Annotated in this window: 18 protein-coding genes; 9 read left to right on the forward strand and 9 right to left on the reverse strand. The window is 72.4% G+C overall.

The features are described from left to right. The 3 genes from MHY49_RS11425 to MHY49_RS11435 form a co-directional block, all read left to right on the forward strand. On the forward strand, positions 1–486 hold a 486-nt coding region (locus MHY49_RS11425; protein WP_239204186.1), incomplete at its 5' end, for a lipopolysaccharide assembly LapA domain-containing protein. Positions 487–623: 137 nt separating this feature from the next. Next, a complete protein-coding gene (locus MHY49_RS11430) occupies positions 624–1,343 on the forward strand; it encodes a response regulator transcription factor (RefSeq protein ID WP_239204188.1) in 720 nt (239 codons plus the stop codon). Positions 1,344–1,353: 10 nt separating this feature from the next. Continuing rightward, positions 1,354–2,964 (forward strand): HAMP domain-containing sensor histidine kinase, encoded by a 1,611-nt coding sequence (locus MHY49_RS11435; protein ID WP_239204190.1) that lies wholly within the window; start codon positions 1,354–1,356, stop codon positions 2,962–2,964. A 9-nt stretch (positions 2,965–2,973) separates the two neighbouring features. Here the strand turns inward: MHY49_RS11435 and MHY49_RS11440 are convergent, their stop codons facing one another. Together MHY49_RS11440 and MHY49_RS11445 are read right to left on the reverse strand one after the other, a co-directional pair. Further along, on the reverse strand, positions 2,974–3,549 hold the full coding sequence (locus tag MHY49_RS11440; protein ID WP_239204192.1) for a DUF4031 domain-containing protein: 576 nt from the start codon (positions 3,547–3,549) through the stop codon (positions 2,974–2,976). A 46-nt stretch (positions 3,550–3,595) separates the two neighbouring features. After that, complete coding sequence (locus MHY49_RS11445) at positions 3,596–4,051, reverse strand: DUF1772 domain-containing protein (protein WP_239204194.1); 456 nt, start codon at positions 4,049–4,051, stop codon at positions 3,596–3,598. Between the two features lie 70 nt (positions 4,052–4,121). On the opposite strand from MHY49_RS11445, the gene MHY49_RS11450 reads away from it, so the two are divergent. After that, on the forward strand, positions 4,122–4,469 hold the full coding sequence (locus MHY49_RS11450) for a helix-turn-helix domain-containing protein (protein WP_239204196.1): 348 nt from the start codon (positions 4,122–4,124) through the stop codon (positions 4,467–4,469). An 18-nt stretch (positions 4,470–4,487) separates the two neighbouring features. On the opposite strand, the gene MHY49_RS11455 is transcribed toward MHY49_RS11450, so the two are convergent. Next, positions 4,488–5,567 carry a ribonuclease HI family protein gene (locus MHY49_RS11455; RefSeq protein WP_239204198.1) on the reverse strand — a complete coding sequence of 360 codons (1,080 nt, stop codon included), beginning with the start codon at positions 5,565–5,567 and terminating at the stop codon, positions 4,488–4,490. 155 nt (positions 5,568–5,722) lie between these two features. Between MHY49_RS11455 and MHY49_RS11460 the strand changes: the two genes are divergently transcribed. Beyond that, entirely contained in the window at positions 5,723–7,708 is a 1,986-nt protein-coding gene (locus tag MHY49_RS11460; RefSeq protein WP_239204200.1) for an OPT family oligopeptide transporter, read from the forward strand. 57 nt (positions 7,709–7,765) lie between these two features. On the opposite strand, the gene MHY49_RS11465 is transcribed toward MHY49_RS11460, so the two are convergent. From MHY49_RS11465 to MHY49_RS11490, 6 genes are all read right to left on the reverse strand, one after another. Continuing rightward, complete coding sequence (locus MHY49_RS11465; RefSeq protein WP_239204202.1) at positions 7,766–8,596, reverse strand: hypothetical protein; 831 nt, start codon at positions 8,594–8,596, stop codon at positions 7,766–7,768. Further along, positions 8,593–9,483 (reverse strand): ABC transporter ATP-binding protein, encoded by an 891-nt coding sequence (locus MHY49_RS11470; protein ID WP_239204204.1) that lies wholly within the window; start codon positions 9,481–9,483, stop codon positions 8,593–8,595. Before MHY49_RS11470 ends, MHY49_RS11465 begins: the two co-directional genes overlap by 4 nt. A 185-nt stretch (positions 9,484–9,668) precedes the next feature. Continuing rightward, positions 9,669–10,046, reverse strand: a complete 378-nt coding sequence (locus MHY49_RS11475; RefSeq protein WP_239204206.1) for a GntR family transcriptional regulator — start codon at positions 10,044–10,046, stop codon at positions 9,669–9,671. 96 nt (positions 10,047–10,142) lie between these two features. Then, positions 10,143–11,192, reverse strand: a complete 1,050-nt coding sequence (locus tag MHY49_RS11480) for an alcohol dehydrogenase catalytic domain-containing protein (protein ID WP_239204208.1) — start codon at positions 11,190–11,192, stop codon at positions 10,143–10,145. A gap of 88 nt (positions 11,193–11,280) precedes the next feature. Next, the gene (locus MHY49_RS11485; RefSeq protein ID WP_239204210.1) at positions 11,281–13,269 is read right to left on the reverse strand and encodes a sugar-binding domain-containing protein; all 1,989 of its coding nucleotides are present in this window, start codon (positions 13,267–13,269) and stop codon (positions 11,281–11,283) included. A gap of 99 nt (positions 13,270–13,368) precedes the next feature. Further along, positions 13,369–14,427, reverse strand: a complete 1,059-nt coding sequence (locus tag MHY49_RS11490) for a LacI family DNA-binding transcriptional regulator (RefSeq protein ID WP_239204212.1) — start codon at positions 14,425–14,427, stop codon at positions 13,369–13,371. A 358-nt stretch (positions 14,428–14,785) separates the two neighbouring features. Here MHY49_RS11490 and MHY49_RS11495 point away from each other — a divergent pair, with 358 nt between their 5' ends. The 4 genes from MHY49_RS11495 (at position 14,786) to MHY49_RS11510 (ending at position 18,627) form a co-directional block, all read left to right on the forward strand. Then, positions 14,786–16,369, forward strand: a complete 1,584-nt coding sequence (locus MHY49_RS11495; protein ID WP_239204214.1) for a DEAD/DEAH box helicase — start codon at positions 14,786–14,788, stop codon at positions 16,367–16,369. A gap of 49 nt (positions 16,370–16,418) precedes the next feature. Next, the gene (locus tag MHY49_RS11500) at positions 16,419–16,820 is read left to right on the forward strand and encodes a rhodanese-like domain-containing protein (protein WP_239204216.1); all 402 of its coding nucleotides are present in this window, start codon (positions 16,419–16,421) and stop codon (positions 16,818–16,820) included. A gap of 61 nt (positions 16,821–16,881) precedes the next feature. Beyond that, entirely contained in the window at positions 16,882–17,466 is a 585-nt protein-coding gene (locus tag MHY49_RS11505) for a hypothetical protein (protein WP_239204218.1), read from the forward strand. Positions 17,467–17,568: 102 nt separating this feature from the next. Next, positions 17,569–18,627 carry an LLM class flavin-dependent oxidoreductase gene (locus MHY49_RS11510; RefSeq protein ID WP_239204220.1) on the forward strand — a complete coding sequence of 353 codons (1,059 nt, stop codon included), beginning with the start codon at positions 17,569–17,571 and terminating at the stop codon, positions 18,625–18,627. The last annotated feature ends 282 nt before the right edge of the window (positions 18,628–18,909 follow it).

The raw sequence follows: 18,909 nt of genomic DNA on the forward strand, positions 1-18,909 counted from the left end.
ACCCCGCGCGAGCCGCGCGACCCGCGCCCCAGCGAGGCCCCCGAGAGCCCCGTCGGCGGCACGACCGGCCGCACGACCGGCGGCCTCGACGCCCCCACCTCGCCGGAGACCACTCGCGAGGCCGACGGGAAGACCCCAGGCGGGAAGGGCGCCGCCTCCGGACGCACCGGCACGACGCCCCGCGAGCAGGTCGCGGACGTCCCGGCCTCCGGCAAGCGCACGGCGGGCGTCTGGATCGCCCTCGTGCTGGGCGCCATCGTGCTGATCCTGCTGCTCGTGTTCATCCTGCAGAACAACCACCCGGCGAACTTCCACTACTTCACCGCCGACTTCTCGCTGCCGCTGGGCGTCGCCATGCTGCTGGCTGCGATCGCCGGCGCCCTGGTGATGGCGCTGGTCGGCTCCGTGCGCATGTTCCAGCAGGGCCGCACCATCAAGAAGCTCCGCAAGCAGCAGGGCAAGATCCAGAGCATGCTGGACCGCTGAGCCGACTTCCCCGTCGGCCCGGATCCCGGGAGCGAAGCCGGGATCGTGTCCGGGATCTCCTGGGAAACCGACCTGGACGTGCGCTGTGCACAGCGCACGTCCAGGGAACTCCCACCCGTGCGGTTCACGGTGGTGCCATGACCACAGACCAGGATCAGAACTTCGAGGCCCGTCTCCTCGTCGTGGACGACGAGCCGAACATCCGCGACCTGCTCGCCACCTCGCTGCGCTTCGCGGGCTTCGAGGTCTTCACCGCCTCGACCGGCAACGAGGCCATCCGCGAGGCCACCGAGCACCAGCCGGACCTGGTGGTGCTGGACGTCATGCTCCCCGACATGGACGGCTTCACCGTCACCCGGCGCCTGCGCGACCGCGGGGAGCAGTACCCGATCCTCTTCCTCACCGCCAAGGACGACACCAAGGACAAGGTGCAGGGCCTCACGGTGGGCGGCGACGACTACGTCACCAAGCCCTTCAGCCTCGAGGAGGTCGTCGCGCGGATCCGCGCCGTGCTGCGCCGCACGCACGGCGGCACCGAGGACACCGTCGAGAGCGCGCTGGTCGTGGGCGATCTGAGCCTCGACGAGGACTCGCACGAGGTCTACCGCGGCGACATCGCCATCGACCTCTCCCCCACCGAGTTCAAGCTGCTGCGCTACCTCATGCTCAACGCCGGCCGGGTGGTCTCCAAGACGCAGATCCTCGATCACGTGTGGGACTACGACTGGTCCGGCGAGGTCGGCATCGTCGAGTCCTACATCTCCTACCTGCGCCGCAAGATCGACGTGATCGGCGAGCCGATGATCCACACCAAGCGCGGCATCGGCTACGTGCTGCGCTCTGCCGAGGGCCGCTGATCCGCTCCCCGTGTCCTTCCCGACCCTGAACGCCCAGCGGCCCGTGTCCCTGTGGACACGGCTGGTCACGCTGATCTCGCTCGTGCTGGTGCTGGGCACGCTGCTGACGGGCGCGCTGTCGCTCACACTGCTGCACCGCACCCTCATGCAGTCCAAGGACAGCGAGCTGCGCACGGGCATGCAGGGCATCGTGAGCGTCGCCGCGGCGGGTCTCGACGACTCCAGCGAGTCCGACGGGACCGGGGACTCCGACAGCTCCGACACCGAGGACCACCACGCCTCGTACGCCCCGGTGGACTTCGTGGTCGCCGTCCACGACGACGACGGCAAGCAGATCTACCGCAACGACAACTACCACGACGACAGCTCCGTGGACCTCACCTTCCCCGCCTGGACCGTCGCGCAGGTGAAGCAGCAGGGCGGGCAGCCGTTCACCATGATCGACACCGACGGCAACCGCTGGCGGGTCCGGGCCATGGTCGACGGCGACACGGGCGGCGGCAGCGTCTTCGTAGCCCTGCCCCTGGACAGCGTGGACCGCACGATGCGGGAGATGGCACTGGTCATCGTGCTGGTGGGCACGTTCGTAGTGCTCGTGGGCATGGGCGCCGGCGGGTACATGGCCCACCGCGCGCTCGAGCCGCTGCGCGATGTCGAGGAGGTCGCCTCGCAGATCGTCGCCGGCGACCTCTCGCGCCGCGTGCCGGTGACGGACACCAGCCAGGAGGTCAACGCCCTCGCGGTCTCCCTCAACGAGATGCTCGTGCGCCTCGAGCAGTCGTTCATCGCGCAGGCCGACAGCGAGGAGAAGGCGACGGCCTCCGAGGCCCGCATGCGGCGCTTCGTGGGCGACGCCTCCCACGAGCTGCGCACGCCGCTGGCCGCGATCCGCGGCTTCGGCGAGCTCTACCGGATGGGGGCGCTCAGCGGCGAGGAGAACGTGGCCTCGGCGATGCGCCGCATCGAGGACGAGGCCCGCCGTATGGGCTCCCTCGTGGAGAACCTGCTGCGTCTGGCCCGGCTGGACGAGAACCCCGAGATGGACCTCGAGCCCCTGGACGTCACCGACGCGGTCTTCGACGTCGCCCAGGACCTGCGGGCCCTGGACCCGACCCGCCAGGTCATGGTGGTTTCCCTCTCGGGCACGCCGCTGTCCGTGAGCCCGCACATCCCCGTGGGCGTGCAGGGCGACGAGCCCTCGCTGCGCCAGGTGCTGCTGAACCTCGTGGGCAACACCAACCGCCACACGCCCAAGGGGTCTCCCGTGGAGATCGCCGTGGGCCGCGAGGACGGCGGCACCGTCGCGATCGAGGTGCGCGACCACGGCGAGGGCATCTCCGAGGACCAGCGCGAGAAGGTCTTCGAGCGCTTCTACCGCACGGACGTCTCCCGCCAGCGCTCGGCGGCGCAGGGCGGCGGCGCGGGCCTGGGCCTCTCGATCGCCGCGACGATCGTCCAGCAGCACCACGGCTCGATCCGCGTGCTCGAGACCCCCGGCGGCGGCGCCACCTTCCGGGTCGAGCTGCAGGCCGCGGACCTCACGGCCGACCAGGTGGTCGAGCCCGATCAGACCAGCACGATCACCGGCGACGGGCCCGCGGGGGCCGACGGTCGGGGCTGACCGGCCCTCTCAGGCGCCCGGCCATTCGGGGGCATCGAGCACCTGCCCCACGAAGGTGTGCCCGGTCAGCTGCTGCGAGAGCACGTTCGCGCGGGCGAGGAACTCGCGGGCCGCGACGCGTCCGAGCTCATCGTGCGCCTCGACGCGCACCTGGCCGCAGGCGTCGTCGCTGCCGAGCCGGAAGGCGCCCTCGGGCGCCTCGCCGACGGGAGGCAGCGGATCCACGTGCCCCTCGAGGCCCAGCACCAGATCGTGCGGGACCTCGTCGGGCAAGAGCTCCAGCGCCGCGGCGGCGCGGGCCGTGCGCTCGCGCCGCGCCTGCGCGCGCCGGGCACCGGGAACCCGCAGACCGCTCGCGAGCAGACGGCGCGTGAGCTCCTTGTTGCCCAGGAACTCGACCCCCGCGGCCTCGAGCCCGGGCCGGGCCTGCTCGGGCCAGTCGTAGTGGTCGAGGTCGAAGGACCGCGGGTGCAGGCCGGCGCGGGCCGCCGTCTCGTGCAGCTCGACGAGCGAGGCGTCGGAGACCAGGTGGCCCCAGAGCGTGCCGTGGCGCTCCCAGCGCGGGGTGTCGGCGAGGACGGTCATGGGCCCATCGTCTCTCACCTGGGGCCGGGCCGTCCGGAGGCCCGGGTCAGATCACGGCCGCGACCGCGAGCAGCACGAAGCCCGTGAAGATGACGCCGACACGCCCCACGTGCCAGCCGTCCCATCTGCTCAGCTGCGCCCTCCAGTCGCTCGGCGCGCCCCTCTCGTCGCAGTCCCAGGTCCTGACCCTGTTGTTGATCGGCACGAGAAGGACGATCGAGAGCACGATCCCGACGACCAGGAGCGCACCGGACGCTCCGGCGAGCACCGTGCGGTCCGCCCCCTCGGCCGTGACAGCGCTGAGCAGGACGAGCAGGATAGCTCCGGCATACCACCAGGGCATGAGCCTCCCCATCACGCGAGCGGAGTCCGCACGGGCGAGAAGTCCGGTCTCTCCCGGAAGCCGGGAGAAGAGCGGAGCGGCGATCGCTGCGACCATGAGCTCGACGCCAACGAGAGTGCCGGTGACGACGAGGGCGAGTGCGAGAAGTGCGATGTGCATCGGTCCACCGTCCCAGCGTGGTGACGCGACGTGAAGTACTGACGGGAATGTCAGCGCTATCGTCAACCGCATGGAGACACGACACCGTCCATCCCTCGCCGGGGACTGCCCCGTCGACGCCGCCCTCGAGGTGATCCGGGGCCGGTGGAAGGGAACGATCCTCTGGCGCCTCGAGGACGGCCCCATGCGCACATCAGAGCTGCGCCGCAGCATCCCCGGCATCACCGAGCGGATGCTCATCCGGCACCTTCACGAGCTCGTCGCCGATGGGATCCTCGAACGTGAGGACGCGGGGACGATCCCGCCGCACGTCACCTATCGGCTCTCGGAGTACGGCCGGACGCTCGCTCCCATCGTGTGGGACCTGTGCCGTTGGGGTCGACTGCACCAGGAGCGCCGCGCCACGGAGAGCCTGTGACACCGCGGCTCCACGAGCTCAGGTGCCCGGCGCTCCCTGGGGGTCCGGCGTGCTCTGGTGGTGGCGCAGCAACCAGGTCCCGTCGACCCGCACCCACAGCGAGGAGCGCCGCTGGGTGCCGCGGGCGTCGGAGGTGACGAAGCGCAGCAGCACCACGCCGTCGGAGATCTCCTCGACGATGAACTCGCGCGCGCGCAGACCCGGCACCGGGGCGAGGACGGCCAGCACCTGCTCGCGGTCGTAGCTGCGGCCCGAGGTGCCGATCTCCGTGAAATCGGGGTGCAGCAGCTCGGCCGCGCGCTCGGGGTTCTTGCGCAGGAGATCGCTGAGCAGCACCTGCTCGCGGGCGACGATCTCCTCGAAGGGGGCCGAGTCCGGATCGGCGGAGGACCAGGCCGACGGGCCACCACTGCCCTGTGCGTCGTCGGCCCCCGCGCCGGAGCGCTCGGGGCCGGCGCTGTCTGCGTCGAAGAGGCTGAACAGGTCGTCGGCCGGAGAGGCGGCCGACGCGGAGTCGGCGCCGGGATCCGCAGGTGCGGAGCTGTCCGGGGTCAGGCACAGTCGCGGAGCGGACGCGGATCCCGTGGACCCTGAGGCCCCCGTCGCACTTCCTCCGTCGCCGGATCCCTCGGAGGCGCGGTAGCCGGGACCGACCTCGGGGTCCTGCTTCTTGGAGAAGGCGACGGCGGCGCCGTTCGCGCGGCGGTCGGCGGCTTCGTTCATGCGGTGGCCGGCGTGGCCCTTGACCCACTCGAACTCGACGCTGCGGCCGGCGAGCGCCCGGTCGATCGCCTTGAGGAGATCCACGTTCATGACGGGCTTGCCGTCCTTCTTGCGCCAGCCCTTGCGCTTCCAGCCGGGCATCCACTTCGTCACCGAGTTGATGACGTACTGGCTGTCGCACAGCACGTGAAGGTGCTGGTCGGCGTCCACCGCGGTCGCCTCGAGCAGATCGAGGACGGCCTTGAGCTCCCCCATGTTGTTCGTCCCGTGCGGCCACCCGCCGGCCCGCCAGGTCTGATCATCGATGTACCAGGCCCAGCCCGCCGGGCCGGGGTTTCCGAGCGCAGACCCGTCGGCCGCAGCGGTGATCGTCATGGCCCAATCGTTCCACAGCCCGGAGCAGGGCCGATCCCCGATCGACGCGGAGAGTTGGTCACGCGGGGGTGTTCTCGGTTACCCCGCGGGCGCCCGGGAAGAGTACGGTAACCGGTCGTCGGGGCGCGTCCATGCTCCGCGAACAAGGAGCATCCATGTCCTCGACCTCTGAGTCGACGCGCGCGACGGCCGCGCCCTCGGTCCGCGAGCTCACGCTGCGCGGCGTGATCCTCGGCGGGATCATCACCCTCGTCTTCACCGCGGCGAACGTCTACCTGGGCCTGAAGTCCGGACTGACGTTCGCGACCTCGATCCCGGCCGCGGTGATCTCCATGGCCGTGCTGCGGTTCTTCCGACGCCACAGCGTCGTCGAGAACAACATCGTGCAGACCATCGCGTCCTCCGCGGGCACGCTCTCGGCGATCATCTTCGTGCTGCCGGGCCTCGTGGTCGTCGGCTGGTGGAGCGGCTTCCCGTACTGGACCACCGTCGCGCTGTGCGCCGTGGGCGGCCTGCTGGGCGTCATGTACTCGATCCCGCTGCGCCGCGCCCTGGTCACCGGTTCCGACCTCCCCTACCCCGAGGGCGTCGCCGGCGCCGAGGTGCTCAAGGTCGGCGATGCCGAGGGCGGGGCCGAGGAGAACCGGCGCGGCCTGCGCGCGATCCTGCTGGGCGGCATCACGTCGGCCGCATTCGCCCTGGTCGCCGCGCTCCAGGCGATCAGCAACTCGGTCACCGCGGCCTTCCGCATCGGTGGGGGCGGCACCATGATCGGCACGAGCCTGTCGTTCGCGCTCGTCGGCGTCGGCCACCTCGTCGGCATCACTGTCGGCATCGCGATGCTCGTGGGCCTCGTCGTCTCCTACGGCGTGCTGCTGCCCATCATGTCCAGCGGCCAGCTGCCCGCCACCGGCGCGATCGCCGACGCCGTGGACACCGTCTTCTCGGGCGATGTGCGCTTCGTGGGCGCCGGCGCGATCGCGATCGCCGCGATCTGGACGCTCGTGCGGATCGCGCGTCCCATCATCGGCGGGATCCGCGGCTCGCTCGCCTCGACGATCACCCGCCGCGGCGGCGGCAGCGTCGAGAAGACCGAGCGCGACCTGCCCTTCACCCTGGTCGCCGTGATCACGGTGGTCTCGATGATCCCGATCGGGATCATGCTGTGGCTGTTCGTGAAGGACACCGCGCTCGTGCACAGCGCCGGCGGCCTGATCGCCGTCTGCATCCTCTACGTGCTGATCGCCGGCCTGCTCGTCGCCTCCGTGTGCGGGTACATGGCCGGACTGATCGGATCCTCGAACTCGCCGATCTCCGGCGTGGGCATCCTGGTCGCGATCACCGCGGCGCTCGTCATCAAGCTCGTGCACGGCTCCGACCCCTCGCAGACCGCTGCGCTCGTCGCCTTCACCCTGTTCACGACCGCGATCGTGTTCGGCATCGCGACGATCTCGAACGACAACCTCCAGGACCTCAAGACCGGCCAGCTCGTCGGCTCCACCCCCTGGAAGCAGCAGGTCGCGCTCGTGATCGGCGTGGGCTTCGGCTCGCTGATCATCCCGCCGGTGCTGGGGCTCATGTCCACGGCCTTCGGCTTCCAGGGCGCTCCCGGCGCGGGCCCCGACGCCCTGGCCGCGCCCCAGGCCACGCTCATCGCGTCGCTGGTCAAGGGCATCTTCGGCGGGGACCTGGACTGGGGCCTGATCGGCATGGGCGCGCTTATCGGCCTGGTCGCGATCATCATCGACGAGATCCTCAGGGCCCGCAGCTCGCGCCTCGCGCTGCCGCCGCTGGGCGTCGGCATGGGGATGTACCTGCCGATGAGCACGACCCTGCTGATCGTGGTCGGCGCCGTGATCGGCCTGTTCTACGGCCGCTGGGCCAAGCGCTCGAAGCGCCCCGAGCTCGCCGGGCGTCTGGGCACCCTGCTCGCGACCGGCATGATCGTGGGCGAGAGCCTGTTCGGCGTGGTCTTCGCGGGCATCGTCGCCGCGACGGGGAAGGACGCCCCTCTCGCGATCGTCGGCGACGGCTTCGCGACCCCGGCGATGATCCTCGGCGTGATCGTGTTCGTGATCGCCACCGCGGCGCTCTACCGCACCGTGGGCCGCAGCGCCGGACGGGAGATCGTCGAGAAGTGAGGGCGGGCCCGGTCGGGCCGGTCTGTCGGGCCGGTCCCGCGGGTCGGGCCGACGGGATCAGTCGGTGCGCTCTCCAGCGTCGATGCGGCGCTTCCGCGGGCGCGCGGGCGCTGAGTCCCCGTCCTGCGAATCCAGCTCACGGATCCACTGGCGCACGCCGCGGCGGAGCACGAACGCCCCGATCAGTGCGATCACGCAGGAGACGATCGCTCCGATCCAGGTCGCCGCGGCTGCGGCGGCGGGCGCCGATGCGACGGCGAGGCTCAGCGGGAGCACGACGACCATCGAGATGAGCGAGATGATCATGGCCGCTCCGATGTAGGTGAGGATGCTGAGCACGAACATCGAGATGCCCGGCCTGCGCGTCGTGCACTCCCGTCCCAGAACGATCGCCGCGAGCGCGAGGATCGCGCAGGATCCAGCGATGCTCGCGACCAGTGAGCCCACGAGGCTCCAGCCCGTCGGGACGGCGTCATCCATGATCGGCGTGTGCCCGCCCAGGACTGTGAGCGCGGTCCCCGCGGCGGAGACGAACACCATCAGGGCGGATTCGAGGGCGACGAGCGCGACGCGGCCGTGGACGCGGTCGGCGCGGGACATCCCCAGGCTCGCCCACAGCTCGGTGCGCGAGGCGGTGTCCTGGCGGCCGTAGCGGTACCAGGCCAGCACTCCCCACACGGGCGCGATGCTGGCCATCGCATCGGTGACGGTCACCGCCAGGACGAGCGCGATCACGGACAGGATCACCGTGCCGGCGAAGGTCTCGGAGTTCAGTCGCATGTCCGCCGCCAGGGCGCGGCGCCATGCGGAGGTGCGGGCCGGACCGTCGCCCTGCACGGGTCGAGAAGGTCGGGCACCGTGTGCGGGTGCTGCCTCGTGTGCGGTCATGCCGTCCCCTCCTTCGTCGTGCGGTGCGTGCGTGCTCTCGACGCCGCCGCCCGCAGCGGATACGTGACCAGGTCGCTCAGCTCGGGCCGGTGCAGCTGGGTCTCGGTGTCGAGCCCGACGGCGTCTTCGGCGGAGATCAGCGCCCAGGTGGTCCCGCTGATCTCCGCCGGGCCGATGAGCCCGGGCAGGTCGTTCCCCTGGGTCGTGGGCGCGGGTGCTCCCAGCACCAGGAAGTCGTCCTTCAGGTCCTCGACGGATCCTTCGAGCACTGCGGCGCCGTCGGCCATGACCACGAGGTGGTCGATGAAGCGGTCCATGCCGTCCAGGTCGTGCGTGCTCAACAGCAGGGAGCGCCGCTCCCGCGCCAGGAGGTCGCGCAGGATGTCCACGAGGCGCTCCCTCGCGAGGGGATCCAGACGCGCGAGCGGCTCGTCGAGGATCAGCAGCCGGGGATCCTGCGCGAGGGCCGCGCTCACGCCGAAGAGCGCCGCCTGCCCGTCGGACAGGTCCTGCAGACGGCGGTCCATCGGGACGCCGAAGGACCGCAGCCGGCGGCCGAAGTCCCGCACCGAGAAGCCGGGGATCGCCGCCCGGCGCAGGCGCGCCACGTGGTGGGCGGTCCAGTGCTCCGGGTAGCCGTGCGGATCGGGCACCGACGCGAGCCCCTCGGGCGGAGCCGTCCGCGCCGCGCCCTGCTCGATCCCGAGCACCTCGATCCGACCGGAGGTCGCACGGATGGCGCCCTCGATCGCCCGAAGTGCCGTGGTCTTGCCCGCTCCGTTCGCCCCGACCAGTCCCGTGACCTGGCCGGCGGGAGCCGTGAACGTCAGCCCGCGCAGCGCGCGGATGGGATCGCCGTACGGCTTCTCCGGGCTGGGGATGCTCACACCGAGACCGCGGACGGCGACGGCGGGCGCTGGTGAGCCATCGCTCTCCGGTCCGACCTGCGTCTCCGTGCGGTCCGAGTCAGCGGGCACGGACGGCGTGCGGCCCGGTCCTGTGAGGCCCGGTCCTGTGAGGCCCGGTCCTGTGAGGCCCGACCCCGTGCGGCTCGGTCGTGGGCGCCTCGGGCTCATCGTTCCTCCTCGATACGTCGGCCGAGCATCGTGCGCAGCGTCGCGTCGTCGATCCCGCCCGAGCGCGCCGCGTCGACCGCCTCGCCGAGCGACCGGTCGATGCGGTCCAGTGCGCGTGCGCGCAGCTCGTCGGGGTCCTGGGCGCGCACGAACACGCCCTTGCCGCGGACCGAGTCGGCGAGGCCATCGGCCACGAGCTCGTTGTAGGCGCGGGTGGTGGTGATGACGCTGACCCGCAGGTCGCGGGCGAGCGTGCGGATCGAGGGCAGGGCCTCGCCGCTCGCGAGCTCGCCGCTGAGGATCGCGGCGGCGAGCGCGGCGCGGATCTGCTCGTAGATCGGATCGGAGGATCCAGGATCGATGTGCAGCTGCATCCTGCTCGCCCCCTCCCCTGCTCCGGCGTTGCCGCGTGTGCTTACTGTCTATATGCGCTATAGACAGTAAGCACGGCCTCCGGTCGCGTCAAGGGGTCAGGGGATCCGGGCGACGGTCATCCCGGTCGACGTCGGCGCTCCGCCGAGCCCGACGAGGGCCTCCGGCAGGTCCTCCAGACCGATGATCGACCCCAGGTGCGCGGCGGGATCCAGGCGGCCGTCGGCGATCTCCTCGAGCAGTTCCCGGTACTCCCCCGCCGCCAGGCCGTGGCTGCCCAGCACCTGCAGCTCGAGGCCGATCACGCGGCCCATCGGCAGCGCGGGGTCCGCGTCCTCGCCCAGCAGCAGCCCCACCTGCACGTGACGTCCGCGGGGGCGCAGGGAGCGGATGCCCGCGGCCGCAGTGCGCGCGGAGCCGAGCGCGTCGATCGTGACATCGGCGCCGCCGCCGCTCGCCGCGAGCAGCCGCTCGACGAGGTCATCGACCTCCTCGTCGGGAGTGGTCGGCACGGGCTCGGCGCCGAGCGCCCGGGCCGCCTCGAGCGCTCCGGGCGAGACGTCCACGGCGAGCACGCGTGCGCCGTCCGCCACCGCGATCTGGATGACGGAGAGCCCGACGCCGCCGCACCCGAGCACCACCACGCCCTCCCCGTCGCGCACGCGGGCCTGGGTGCGCACGGCGTGGAACGCGGTGCCGAAGCGGCAGCCGAGTCCCGCGGCGGCGAGCATGTCGATGCCGTCGGGCAGGGCGACGAGGTTGTGGTCGGCCTCGATCACGACGACCTGCTCGGCGTAGGAGCCGGGCAGGTCGAAGCCGGGCTGGTGCTGGTCGGGGCACACCTGGGTGGCTCCCGCGCGGCACTGCGCACAGCGCCCGCAGGACAGGATGAACGGCGCGGTCACGCGGTCGCCCACGCGGAACCGGGTGACCTCGGGGGCGACCTCGCGGACCACGCCGGCGAACTCGTGCCCGGGGGTGTGCGGGAGGGAGACGGAGTCGTCGTGCCCCTGCCAGGCGTGCCAGTCGCTGCGGCACACGCCCGTCGCGCGGACCTCGATCACCGCCCCGCGCGGCGGGCACGCGGGGTCCTCCACCTGCTCGACGCGGGGCGGGGTGCGGAAGGCGTCGTAGCGCACGGCTCTCATGGAGCCATCGTGCCGCACAGGGGCCGCGGCGCATCCCGCCGTCTCGCCGGGGCCGGGCGGGGCCGACGCCCGACGAGACGCGCGCCCGTCACTCCTCCTCGTACGCAGCCCTCTTCTCCTGCACCGCGCGCAGGCGGGCGAGGTCGAGCTTGCGGCCGCGCTGGAAGTCCACGACGCCGTTCTTCTCCTGGAACACGTCGGTGAGCTGCGTGTAGCAGTAGGCGAACATGAGCGGGTCGCCCAGCAGCACGTCCGTGAGGCCCTCGAAGCGCTCGTAGAGCTCCTCCTCGCTCGAGATCCGCTGCCCGTAGCCCCACGACTGGGAGGCGTTGTTGCCGGCCTCGCGGGCGGCGCGCGCCGCCTCCTCGGCGTTCCACCAGATGCCGCCGTACTCGGAGACGAAGTAGGGCTGCCCCTCGTAGTCCAGGGAGAAGGAGCCGTCCGCGAAGGGCAGCTCGCCGTCGCCGAGCTCGCGGCGGTTGGCGAAGGGGCGGCCCTCGGCGAGGCCGGACTGCTCCGCGCGGAAGCGCTCGGGATCCTGCTCGTAGGAGTGGGAGTCGAAGACGTCGGCCCCGCGCACGCGGTGCGAGTAGCCGGAGGTGTCGAGCACCGGGCGGGTGGGGTCGGCGAGCTTCGTCGCGTCGTACATCGCCTGGGTGACGTCGTCGAGCTGGGTGATGCGGTCGTGGCGCACCTGGTGGGTCTCGTTCAGGGGGCACCAGCCCACGATCGCAGGGTGGTTGATGTCCCGGCGCACCGCCTCGACCCACTGGCCGATGAACGCCGCGGTGGGCTGCTGGTTGTCGCCCGTCGGCCCGCGCCCGGAGACGCCCCAGTCGCCGAACTCGCCCCAGACCAGGTAGCCGTGGACGTCGGCCCAGAAGAGCATGCGCTCCTCGAAGACCTTCTGGTGCAGGCGCGCACCGTTGAAGCCGGCCTCGAGGGAGAGGCGCACGTCGCCCTTGATCGCCTCGTCCGACGGGGCGGTCATGAAGGTGTCCTCCCACCAGCCCTGGTCCAGGACCAGGCGCTGGAAGACCTTCTCGCCGTTGATGCGGAACTCGTGGTCGCGCAGCGAGGTCGAGCGCAGGCCGGTGTAGGAGCGGACCGTGTCCAGGACGGCGCCGCCGTCGGCCACGAGGCGCAGCTCGAGGGAGTAGAGCTGCGGGTCGCCCGGGCCCCAGACGCGCACCTGGTCCTCGGGGACCGTGATCTCGAGGTGCGGGGCGAGGTCGAGGTCCGCGCGGACCTCGGCGCTCGCGACGGTGCCGCCGCCGACCTCGCCGAGCACGGCCTCCAGTCGGGTGCCGGGGGTGCTGCGCGAGAGCGGGACGTCGATCGCGAAGGAGTGGGAGGCGAGCGAGGGCACCACGCGCAGCGAGCGGATCGCGTCCTCGGGGACGCCCTCGAGCCAGACCGTCTGCCAGATGCCGGTCACCCGGTGGTAGGTCGCGTGGCTCGCCTCGTAGAAGACCGACTGCTTGCCGCGCGCCTGCAGGTCGTGGCGGGAGTCGCGGGCGCGCACGACGATCTCGACGCTGCCCCCGGCGGACACGACGCCCGAGAGGTCCGCGTCGAAGGGCGTGAAGCCGCCGCGGTGGCGGGCGACCTCGACCCCGTCGGCCCAGACGGTCGCGTCGTGGTCGACGGCGCCGAAGTGCAGCACCGGGCGCAGCCCCTCCCAGCTCGCGGGCACGCTGACCGTGCGGCGGTACCAGACGGCCTCCATGAAGTCACGGTCGCCGATGCCGGAGGCCGGCGACTCCGGCGGGAAGGGCACGAGGATCTCGGTGGCGAGCTCGCGCTCGAGCAGTCCGCGCTCGCGGCCTGTGTCGCCGCGGTCGATCTCGAACTGCCAGGTGCCGTTGAGGTTCAGCCAGGCCTCGCGCTGCAGCTGCGGGCGCGGGTGCTCAGGGCGCGGGACGTCGCCGGTCGGGACGTCGCCGGATCCGTCCGACGACGGGGCGTCCAGCGCGGCGGCGAGCTCGTCGGCGCGGGCGAAGAGGTCGGTCAGGTGCGAGGGCAGCTCGGGCACGGCGTGCTGGTCGCTCGCGGGGCTCTGCTCGGGTGCGGTCACGGTGGTCCTTCCATCGGCGCTGATCGGCGGGCCGGACGGCGCCGGCACCTCAAGTCAACACCGCCGCGCCCCGGATTGCAACGTGGGAAACACGGATGGTCAGCGACGCGGCCCTGCGGAGCTCTCGCGCGCCACCAGGCGATAGGGGACGACGTGCTCTCCCCCGCCGGGCGTCCCTTCACCCGGCCCACCGGGACCCGATCCTCCCGGGCCTTCCGAACCTCCCGGGCCGATCGCGGCGTCGAGGGTCGCGGCGATGAGGTCGTCGAGGTCCGGGGCGATCGAGCTCAGCGCGGGGTGGGCGTGCCGCGCTCCAGGGGTGTCATCCCAGCCCACCACCCCGACGTCCCCGGGGACGTCGAGCCCGGACTCGCGCAGGCCCGCGAGGGCGCCGATCGCGAGCTGGTCGTTGGCCGCGGAGATCGCGTCGAACGCGACGCCGCGCTGGACGAGGTCGAGCACCGCGCGCCGCCCCTCGGCCATGTCCCACGCGCCCACGTGCGCGATCCGCTCCGGGTCGCTCGCGATGCCGCTCGCCCGGCAGGCGGCGCGGAAGCCCGCGAGGCGGTCGGTGCCGGCCGAGCGCTGCTCGGACTCCCCGCCCAGGAAGACGGGTCGGCGATAGCCGCGCTCGACCAGATGGCGGACCACGTCGGCCGAGGCCTCGACGTTGTCGACGGCGACGTGGGTGACGCCCTCGGCGCTCAGCAGGTGCTCGCCGAGCAGCACGAGCGGCGGCCCGTCCCCGCGGTCCCGGATCTCGACGGGGTCCAGCGCCTCCGGGGAGATCACGACCGCATCGACCGGGCGGCTGATGCGTCCGCGCACGTGGGCGCGCTCGACCTCGCCCCGGCCCAGCGACAGCTCGACGCTCACGGTGTACCCGCGCTCCTTGGCCGCGACGTGCAGCATCTGCGCGAGCTGGGCGAAGTAGGGGTTGGAGAGCTCGGGCAGCACGAGGGCGATGGTGTGCGTCGGGCCGCCGCGCAGCTCCCGGCCGATCGTGTTCGGCACGTAGCCGAGCTCGCTGATGGCCCGTTCGACCCGCTCACGGGTCTCGGGCCGCACGACGGGCCGGTCGTTGACGACGTTCGAGACCGTCTTCCACGAGACCCCGGCGGCCTTCGCCACGTCCTTGATGCTCACGCGCCTGGCCATCGCGCACCGCCTTCCTGCTGTTCCGGGGACCGTCCACCCCGCCCCCGGTGATCCGCCGAGGATACCGGCCGGCCTCGCCCCCCCAGGTGCGTTGCTCACATCGGGACCCGCAGATGAGGGTGAACGGCGAGGACAGCCGTAGGCTGATGGCTTCGTGTGCCGTCCCACCTGCCATGGCACCGCGCCTCGCCGCGCACTGCGCGACGACGGCGGCGCGCCGTCCGCGCGCAGCCCCGGGGAGCCTCCCCGTCGGGCACGTCCCCGGGCCCTGCCCGTCGGACGCCGACCGGGTCTCCCCCCGTCGGACCAGCGGACCGCAGCGCGCAGGGCGGGACCGCGTCCTCTAGAACGGAAATCCGTGACCTCCACTGACTTCGCGCGCCTCGGCGTGCCCTCGCACCTCATCGACGCCCTCGCCCCGCAGGGCATCACCACCCCCACCCCGATCCAGTCCGCGACCCTCGGCGACTCCCTCGCCGGCCGCGACGTGCTGGGCCGCGGCCGCACCGGCTCCGGCAAGACCTATGCCTTCGGCCTCCCGCTCGTCGCCCGCCTCGAGCAGGACGCGCGCAAGCGCCGCGCCCGCTTCCCGCGCGCCCTCGTGCTGGCACCGACCCGCGAGCTCGCCGCCCAGATCGACCAGTCCCTGACACCGCTGCTGCGCGCAGCGAACCTGCGCAGCACCGTCGTCTTCGGCGGCGTCGGCCAGAAGCCGCAGGTGGATGCGATCGCCCGCGGCGTCGACGTGCTCGTCGCCTGCCCCGGCCGTCTGCTGGACCTCATGGGCCAGGGCCACGTGGACCTCGGCGCCGTCGAGATCACCGTGCTCGACGAGGCCGACCACATGGCCGACATGGGCTTCCTGCCGATGGTCCGCCGGATCCTCGCCAAGACCCCCGCGAAGGGCCAGCGCATGCTGTTCTCCGCGACCCTGGACCAGGGTGTCCAGAAGCTCGTCAAGGAGTTCCTGCACTCCCCCGTCACCCACTCGGCCGATCCGGAGACCAGCCCGGTCTCGACGATGGAGCACCACGTGCTCGAGGTCGGCGCGGATGCGAAGTTCGACGTGCTGCGCGACCTCGCGGCGGCGCCCGGACGCACCATCCTGTTCACCCGCACCAAGCACGGTGCGAAGAAGCTCGCCCAGAAGCTGAGCCGCTCGGGCGTGGCCGCCGTAGAGCTGCACGGCAACCTCTCCCAGGGCGCCCGCACCCGCAACCTCGAGGCCTTCGGCTCGGGGACCGCGAGCACGCTGGTCTCCACCGACATCGCCGCCCGCGGCATCCACGTGGACGACGTCGCCCTGGTCGTGCACGCGGACCCGCCGGTCGAGCACAAGGCGTACCTGCACCGCTCGGGCCGCACCGCGCGCGCCGGCGGCTCCGGCACCGTGATCACCGTGCGCACGCCCGACCAGAAGAAGGACGTGCACGACCTCATGCGCAAGGCCCGCATCACGCCGGCCCAGCACGAGGGCGTGGTCGTCACGAGCCCCGTGCTGAGCGAGCTCGCCCCCGGCGAGCGCGTCTTCACCGAGCCCGCGCCGGCCCCGGCGCAGCAGCCCCAGCAGGGCGGCGGACGCGGCCAGGGCGGTCGTGGGCAGGGCGGTCGCGGTCAGGGCGGCGGTCGCGGTCAGGGCGGTCGCGGCAGCGGCGGCGGTCGCTCCTCCGGGGGCCGCGGTCGCGGCGGCCAGGGCGGCCGCGGACAGGGCTCCCAGGACGGTCGCTCCGGCGACGGCTCGCGCTCCGGCCAGGACGGCCGCTCGGGCCAGGGGTCGCGTTCGGGGCAGGGATCGCGCTCGGGTCAGGGCTCGCGCGGTCGCGGCCGCGGCGGCCGCTCGGGCTCCGGCTCGGTGACCTCCTACTCGACCTCGAGCTCCGGCGAGGGCTCGTCGCGCCGCTCCGGCGGACTCGCGGCCTTCTCCTCGGGCCGCCGCGGCTGACACCGGACGCGCCCGACCCGTCTCGGGTCCGGGCGCCCCGGGGCGCATCATGGCTCGCAGCATCGCGGAGATCCTCGCCGAGGCCCGGCGCGGCACGGCGCGCGTAGCACCGAGCGACCTGCCCGGGCGACTGCGCGACGGCGCCCGGGTGATCGACGTGCGCACGCCCTGGACGCGCGACGCCGAGGGGCACATCCCCGGAGCGATCGTGGTCGAGCACACCGTCATGCTGTGGCGGCTGGACCCCCTCAGCCCGAGCCGCATGGCCGACGGGCCGAGCTACGACGACGACGTCATCGTCGTGTGCAACGAAGGGTTCTCCTCCTCGCTCGCCGCGCGCGACCTGCGCGAGCTCGGCTTCTCCCGGGCCACGGACCTTGAGGGCGGCTTCCGCGCCTGGGCCGCGGCGGGCCTGCCCGTGCAGGCCGAGCCGACGCGATACGTGACCTGAACCCCGCGCGTCCGCGTAGGGTGCGACGCAAGCACATGCGCACGACGAGCGAGGGGCACTCATGAGCCAGTCACCCTGGGACCGACCGGATCCGCACCGCGGACCCCATCCCGTGATCCCGGGCGAGGTCGTGCACCATCACGCCCCGGACGCGGCGCAGCGGAGCTTCGACCCCTACGCGGCGGACGGCCAGGATGCCCCCGGCGGACCGCCGCCCGGATCCGCCCTCCAGCCCTACGGCGCGCCGACGGGGAACCCCGGTGCCGGTACTGGTCCGATGCCCGGCGTGATGCCCGGTGTGATGCCCGCGCCGGTGGCCGTGATGCCGCTCAAGAGCGTGGGCGTGGCCTTCGTCCTCACCTTCTTCTTCGGCGTCTTCGGGGTGTTCTACTCGAGCGTGACCGGGGCACTCGTCCTGATCGGCATCACCGTGGGCCTGCTGGTGCTCTCGACGATCGTGTTCGGCATCCTCTCGGTGCTGACGATGGGGGTCGGGGCCGTGCTGTTCGGGCTGGTCCCCCTGATCGGCGTGGGAGCGTGGATCGCGAGCATCATCTGGGGCTGCACGGCGGCCTCGAACCACAACCAGCGGGTGCAGGCTCAGTACGCGCAGATGGCGGCGCACCACCAGCATCCGACCTGGTGATCACTGCAGGAAAGCAGTGCTGACCTCGTTATTCCCCGGGGCGACGCTCGAGTGCTCACAGCGCCCAGCACCCCGCACCGGGCGCGGCGTAGCCTCGGCTCCATGAGCACTCCCGCCCCCGGCCCTGGGCCCAGCGGCCCGTCCGCATCCTCCGCGTCGCGCACCCCGCACGTCCCGCTCTCGATCCTCGACCTCGTCCCGATCTCCGAGGGGATGAACGCCCGCGAGGCGATCGGGCACTCGATGCGCACCGCACAGCTGGCGGATCGCCTGGGCTTCCGCCGCTACTGGTTCGCGGAGCACCACAACACGGTCTCCCTCGCCTCGAACGCGACGTCCCTGCTCATCGGCCAGGCGGCGCAGCTCACCGAACGGATCCGCGTGGGGTCGGGCGGGATCATGCTCCCGAACCACTCCCCGCTCTCGGTGATCGAGCAGTTCGGGACCCTCGTGCAGATGCACGGCGAGCGCATCGACCTGGGGCTCGGGCGCGCGCCGGGGACGGACCCGCTGACCGCGCAGCTGCTGGCCCGGACGTCGGCTGATCCCGAGGCGTTCATCGCCGCCGTCGAGCAGATGCGCGACTGGTCCCGGACCGAGCAGCCCACGGGACTGCGGATCGCGGCGCCCGTCGCCGAGGGCACCGAGGTGCCGATGTGGATCCTCGGCTCGACCGCGAACGGCGCCCACCTGGCGGGGCGCCTCGGAATGCCCTTCTCGGTCGCCTCGCACTTCTCGCCCTTCGGGTTCGAGCAGGCGCTGGACACCTACCGGCGCACCTTCGACGCCGACGCGGACTCCGCGCAGATCACCGCCCCGCACGCGATGGTCGGCGTGAACGTGCTGGTGGCGCCCACCGACGAGGAGGCGCAGCACCTCTTCACCTCAGCCCAGCAGGGCTTCCTGGGGATCCTGCGAGGAGAGCGCACCAAGGTGCGTCCTCCCCGCGATCTCGAGGGTCTCGCCGATCCTGTGCTGCTGGACAAGGTCGACCAGACGCTCTCGGTCCGGGCCGTGGGCTCTCCCGAGACCGTCGTCGCGCAGCTCGAGTCCATCGTCCGCGCGACCGGGGCCGACGAGCTCATCGTCACCGGCCAGGTCTTCGACCCCGCGCATCGCGACCGCTCCCACGAGCTGCTCGCACAGGCATGGGGGCTCTGAGGTGCTGGGTCGACGCGGCGCTGAGTCGACGCGGCGCTGAGTCGACGAGGCGCCCAGGCATATCGCTACCGGAGCACGCTCTCCACCACATGCTCCTTCGCAGGGGTTACGCGGCGCGAGGCCGAGGGCGGGTCGTCGCGGTACCCCCGTGTGCGCGAGCGTTACGAGTTGCGGTGGGTTTTGGACGGACGTGCGAAGCGTCGAAAATCCACCGCAATTCGTAACGCGCCAGCAGGCACACCGGCGCCGAGGCAGGGCACGGCGTGAGGTGCTGAGGTGGGA

The sequence above is a fragment of the Brachybacterium sp. ACRRE genome, from assembly GCF_022346485.1.
In the GTDB taxonomy this organism is placed as follows: Bacteria; Actinomycetota; Actinomycetes; order Actinomycetales; family Dermabacteraceae; genus Brachybacterium; species Brachybacterium halotolerans.

Coding starts and splice junctions, on each gene's coding strand:
- MHY49_RS11430 (WP_239204188.1), top strand. CDS start 624: ATGACCACAGACCAGGATCAGAACTTCGAGGCCCGTCTCCTCGTCGTG.
- MHY49_RS11440 (WP_239204192.1), bottom strand. CDS start 3,549: ATGACCGTCCTCGCCGACACCCCGCGCTGGGAGCGCCACGGCACGCTC.
- MHY49_RS11445 (WP_239204194.1), bottom strand. CDS start 4,051: ATGCACATCGCACTTCTCGCACTCGCCCTCGTCGTCACCGGCACTCTC.
- MHY49_RS11450 (WP_239204196.1), top strand. CDS start 4,122: ATGGAGACACGACACCGTCCATCCCTCGCCGGGGACTGCCCCGTCGAC.
- MHY49_RS11455 (WP_239204198.1), bottom strand. CDS start 5,567: ATGACGATCACCGCTGCGGCCGACGGGTCTGCGCTCGGAAACCCCGGC.
- MHY49_RS11460 (WP_239204200.1), top strand. CDS start 5,723: ATGTCCTCGACCTCTGAGTCGACGCGCGCGACGGCCGCGCCCTCGGTC.
- MHY49_RS11465 (WP_239204202.1), bottom strand. CDS start 8,596: ATGACCGCACACGAGGCAGCACCCGCACACGGTGCCCGACCTTCTCGA.
- MHY49_RS11475 (WP_239204206.1), bottom strand. CDS start 10,046: ATGCAGCTGCACATCGATCCTGGATCCTCCGATCCGATCTACGAGCAG.
- MHY49_RS11480 (WP_239204208.1), bottom strand. CDS start 11,192: ATGAGAGCCGTGCGCTACGACGCCTTCCGCACCCCGCCCCGCGTCGAG.
- MHY49_RS11490 (WP_239204212.1), bottom strand. CDS start 14,427: ATGGCCAGGCGCGTGAGCATCAAGGACGTGGCGAAGGCCGCCGGGGTC.
- MHY49_RS11500 (WP_239204216.1), top strand. CDS start 16,419: ATGGCTCGCAGCATCGCGGAGATCCTCGCCGAGGCCCGGCGCGGCACG.
- MHY49_RS11505 (WP_239204218.1), top strand. CDS start 16,882: ATGAGCCAGTCACCCTGGGACCGACCGGATCCGCACCGCGGACCCCAT.
- MHY49_RS11510 (WP_239204220.1), top strand. CDS start 17,569: ATGAGCACTCCCGCCCCCGGCCCTGGGCCCAGCGGCCCGTCCGCATCC.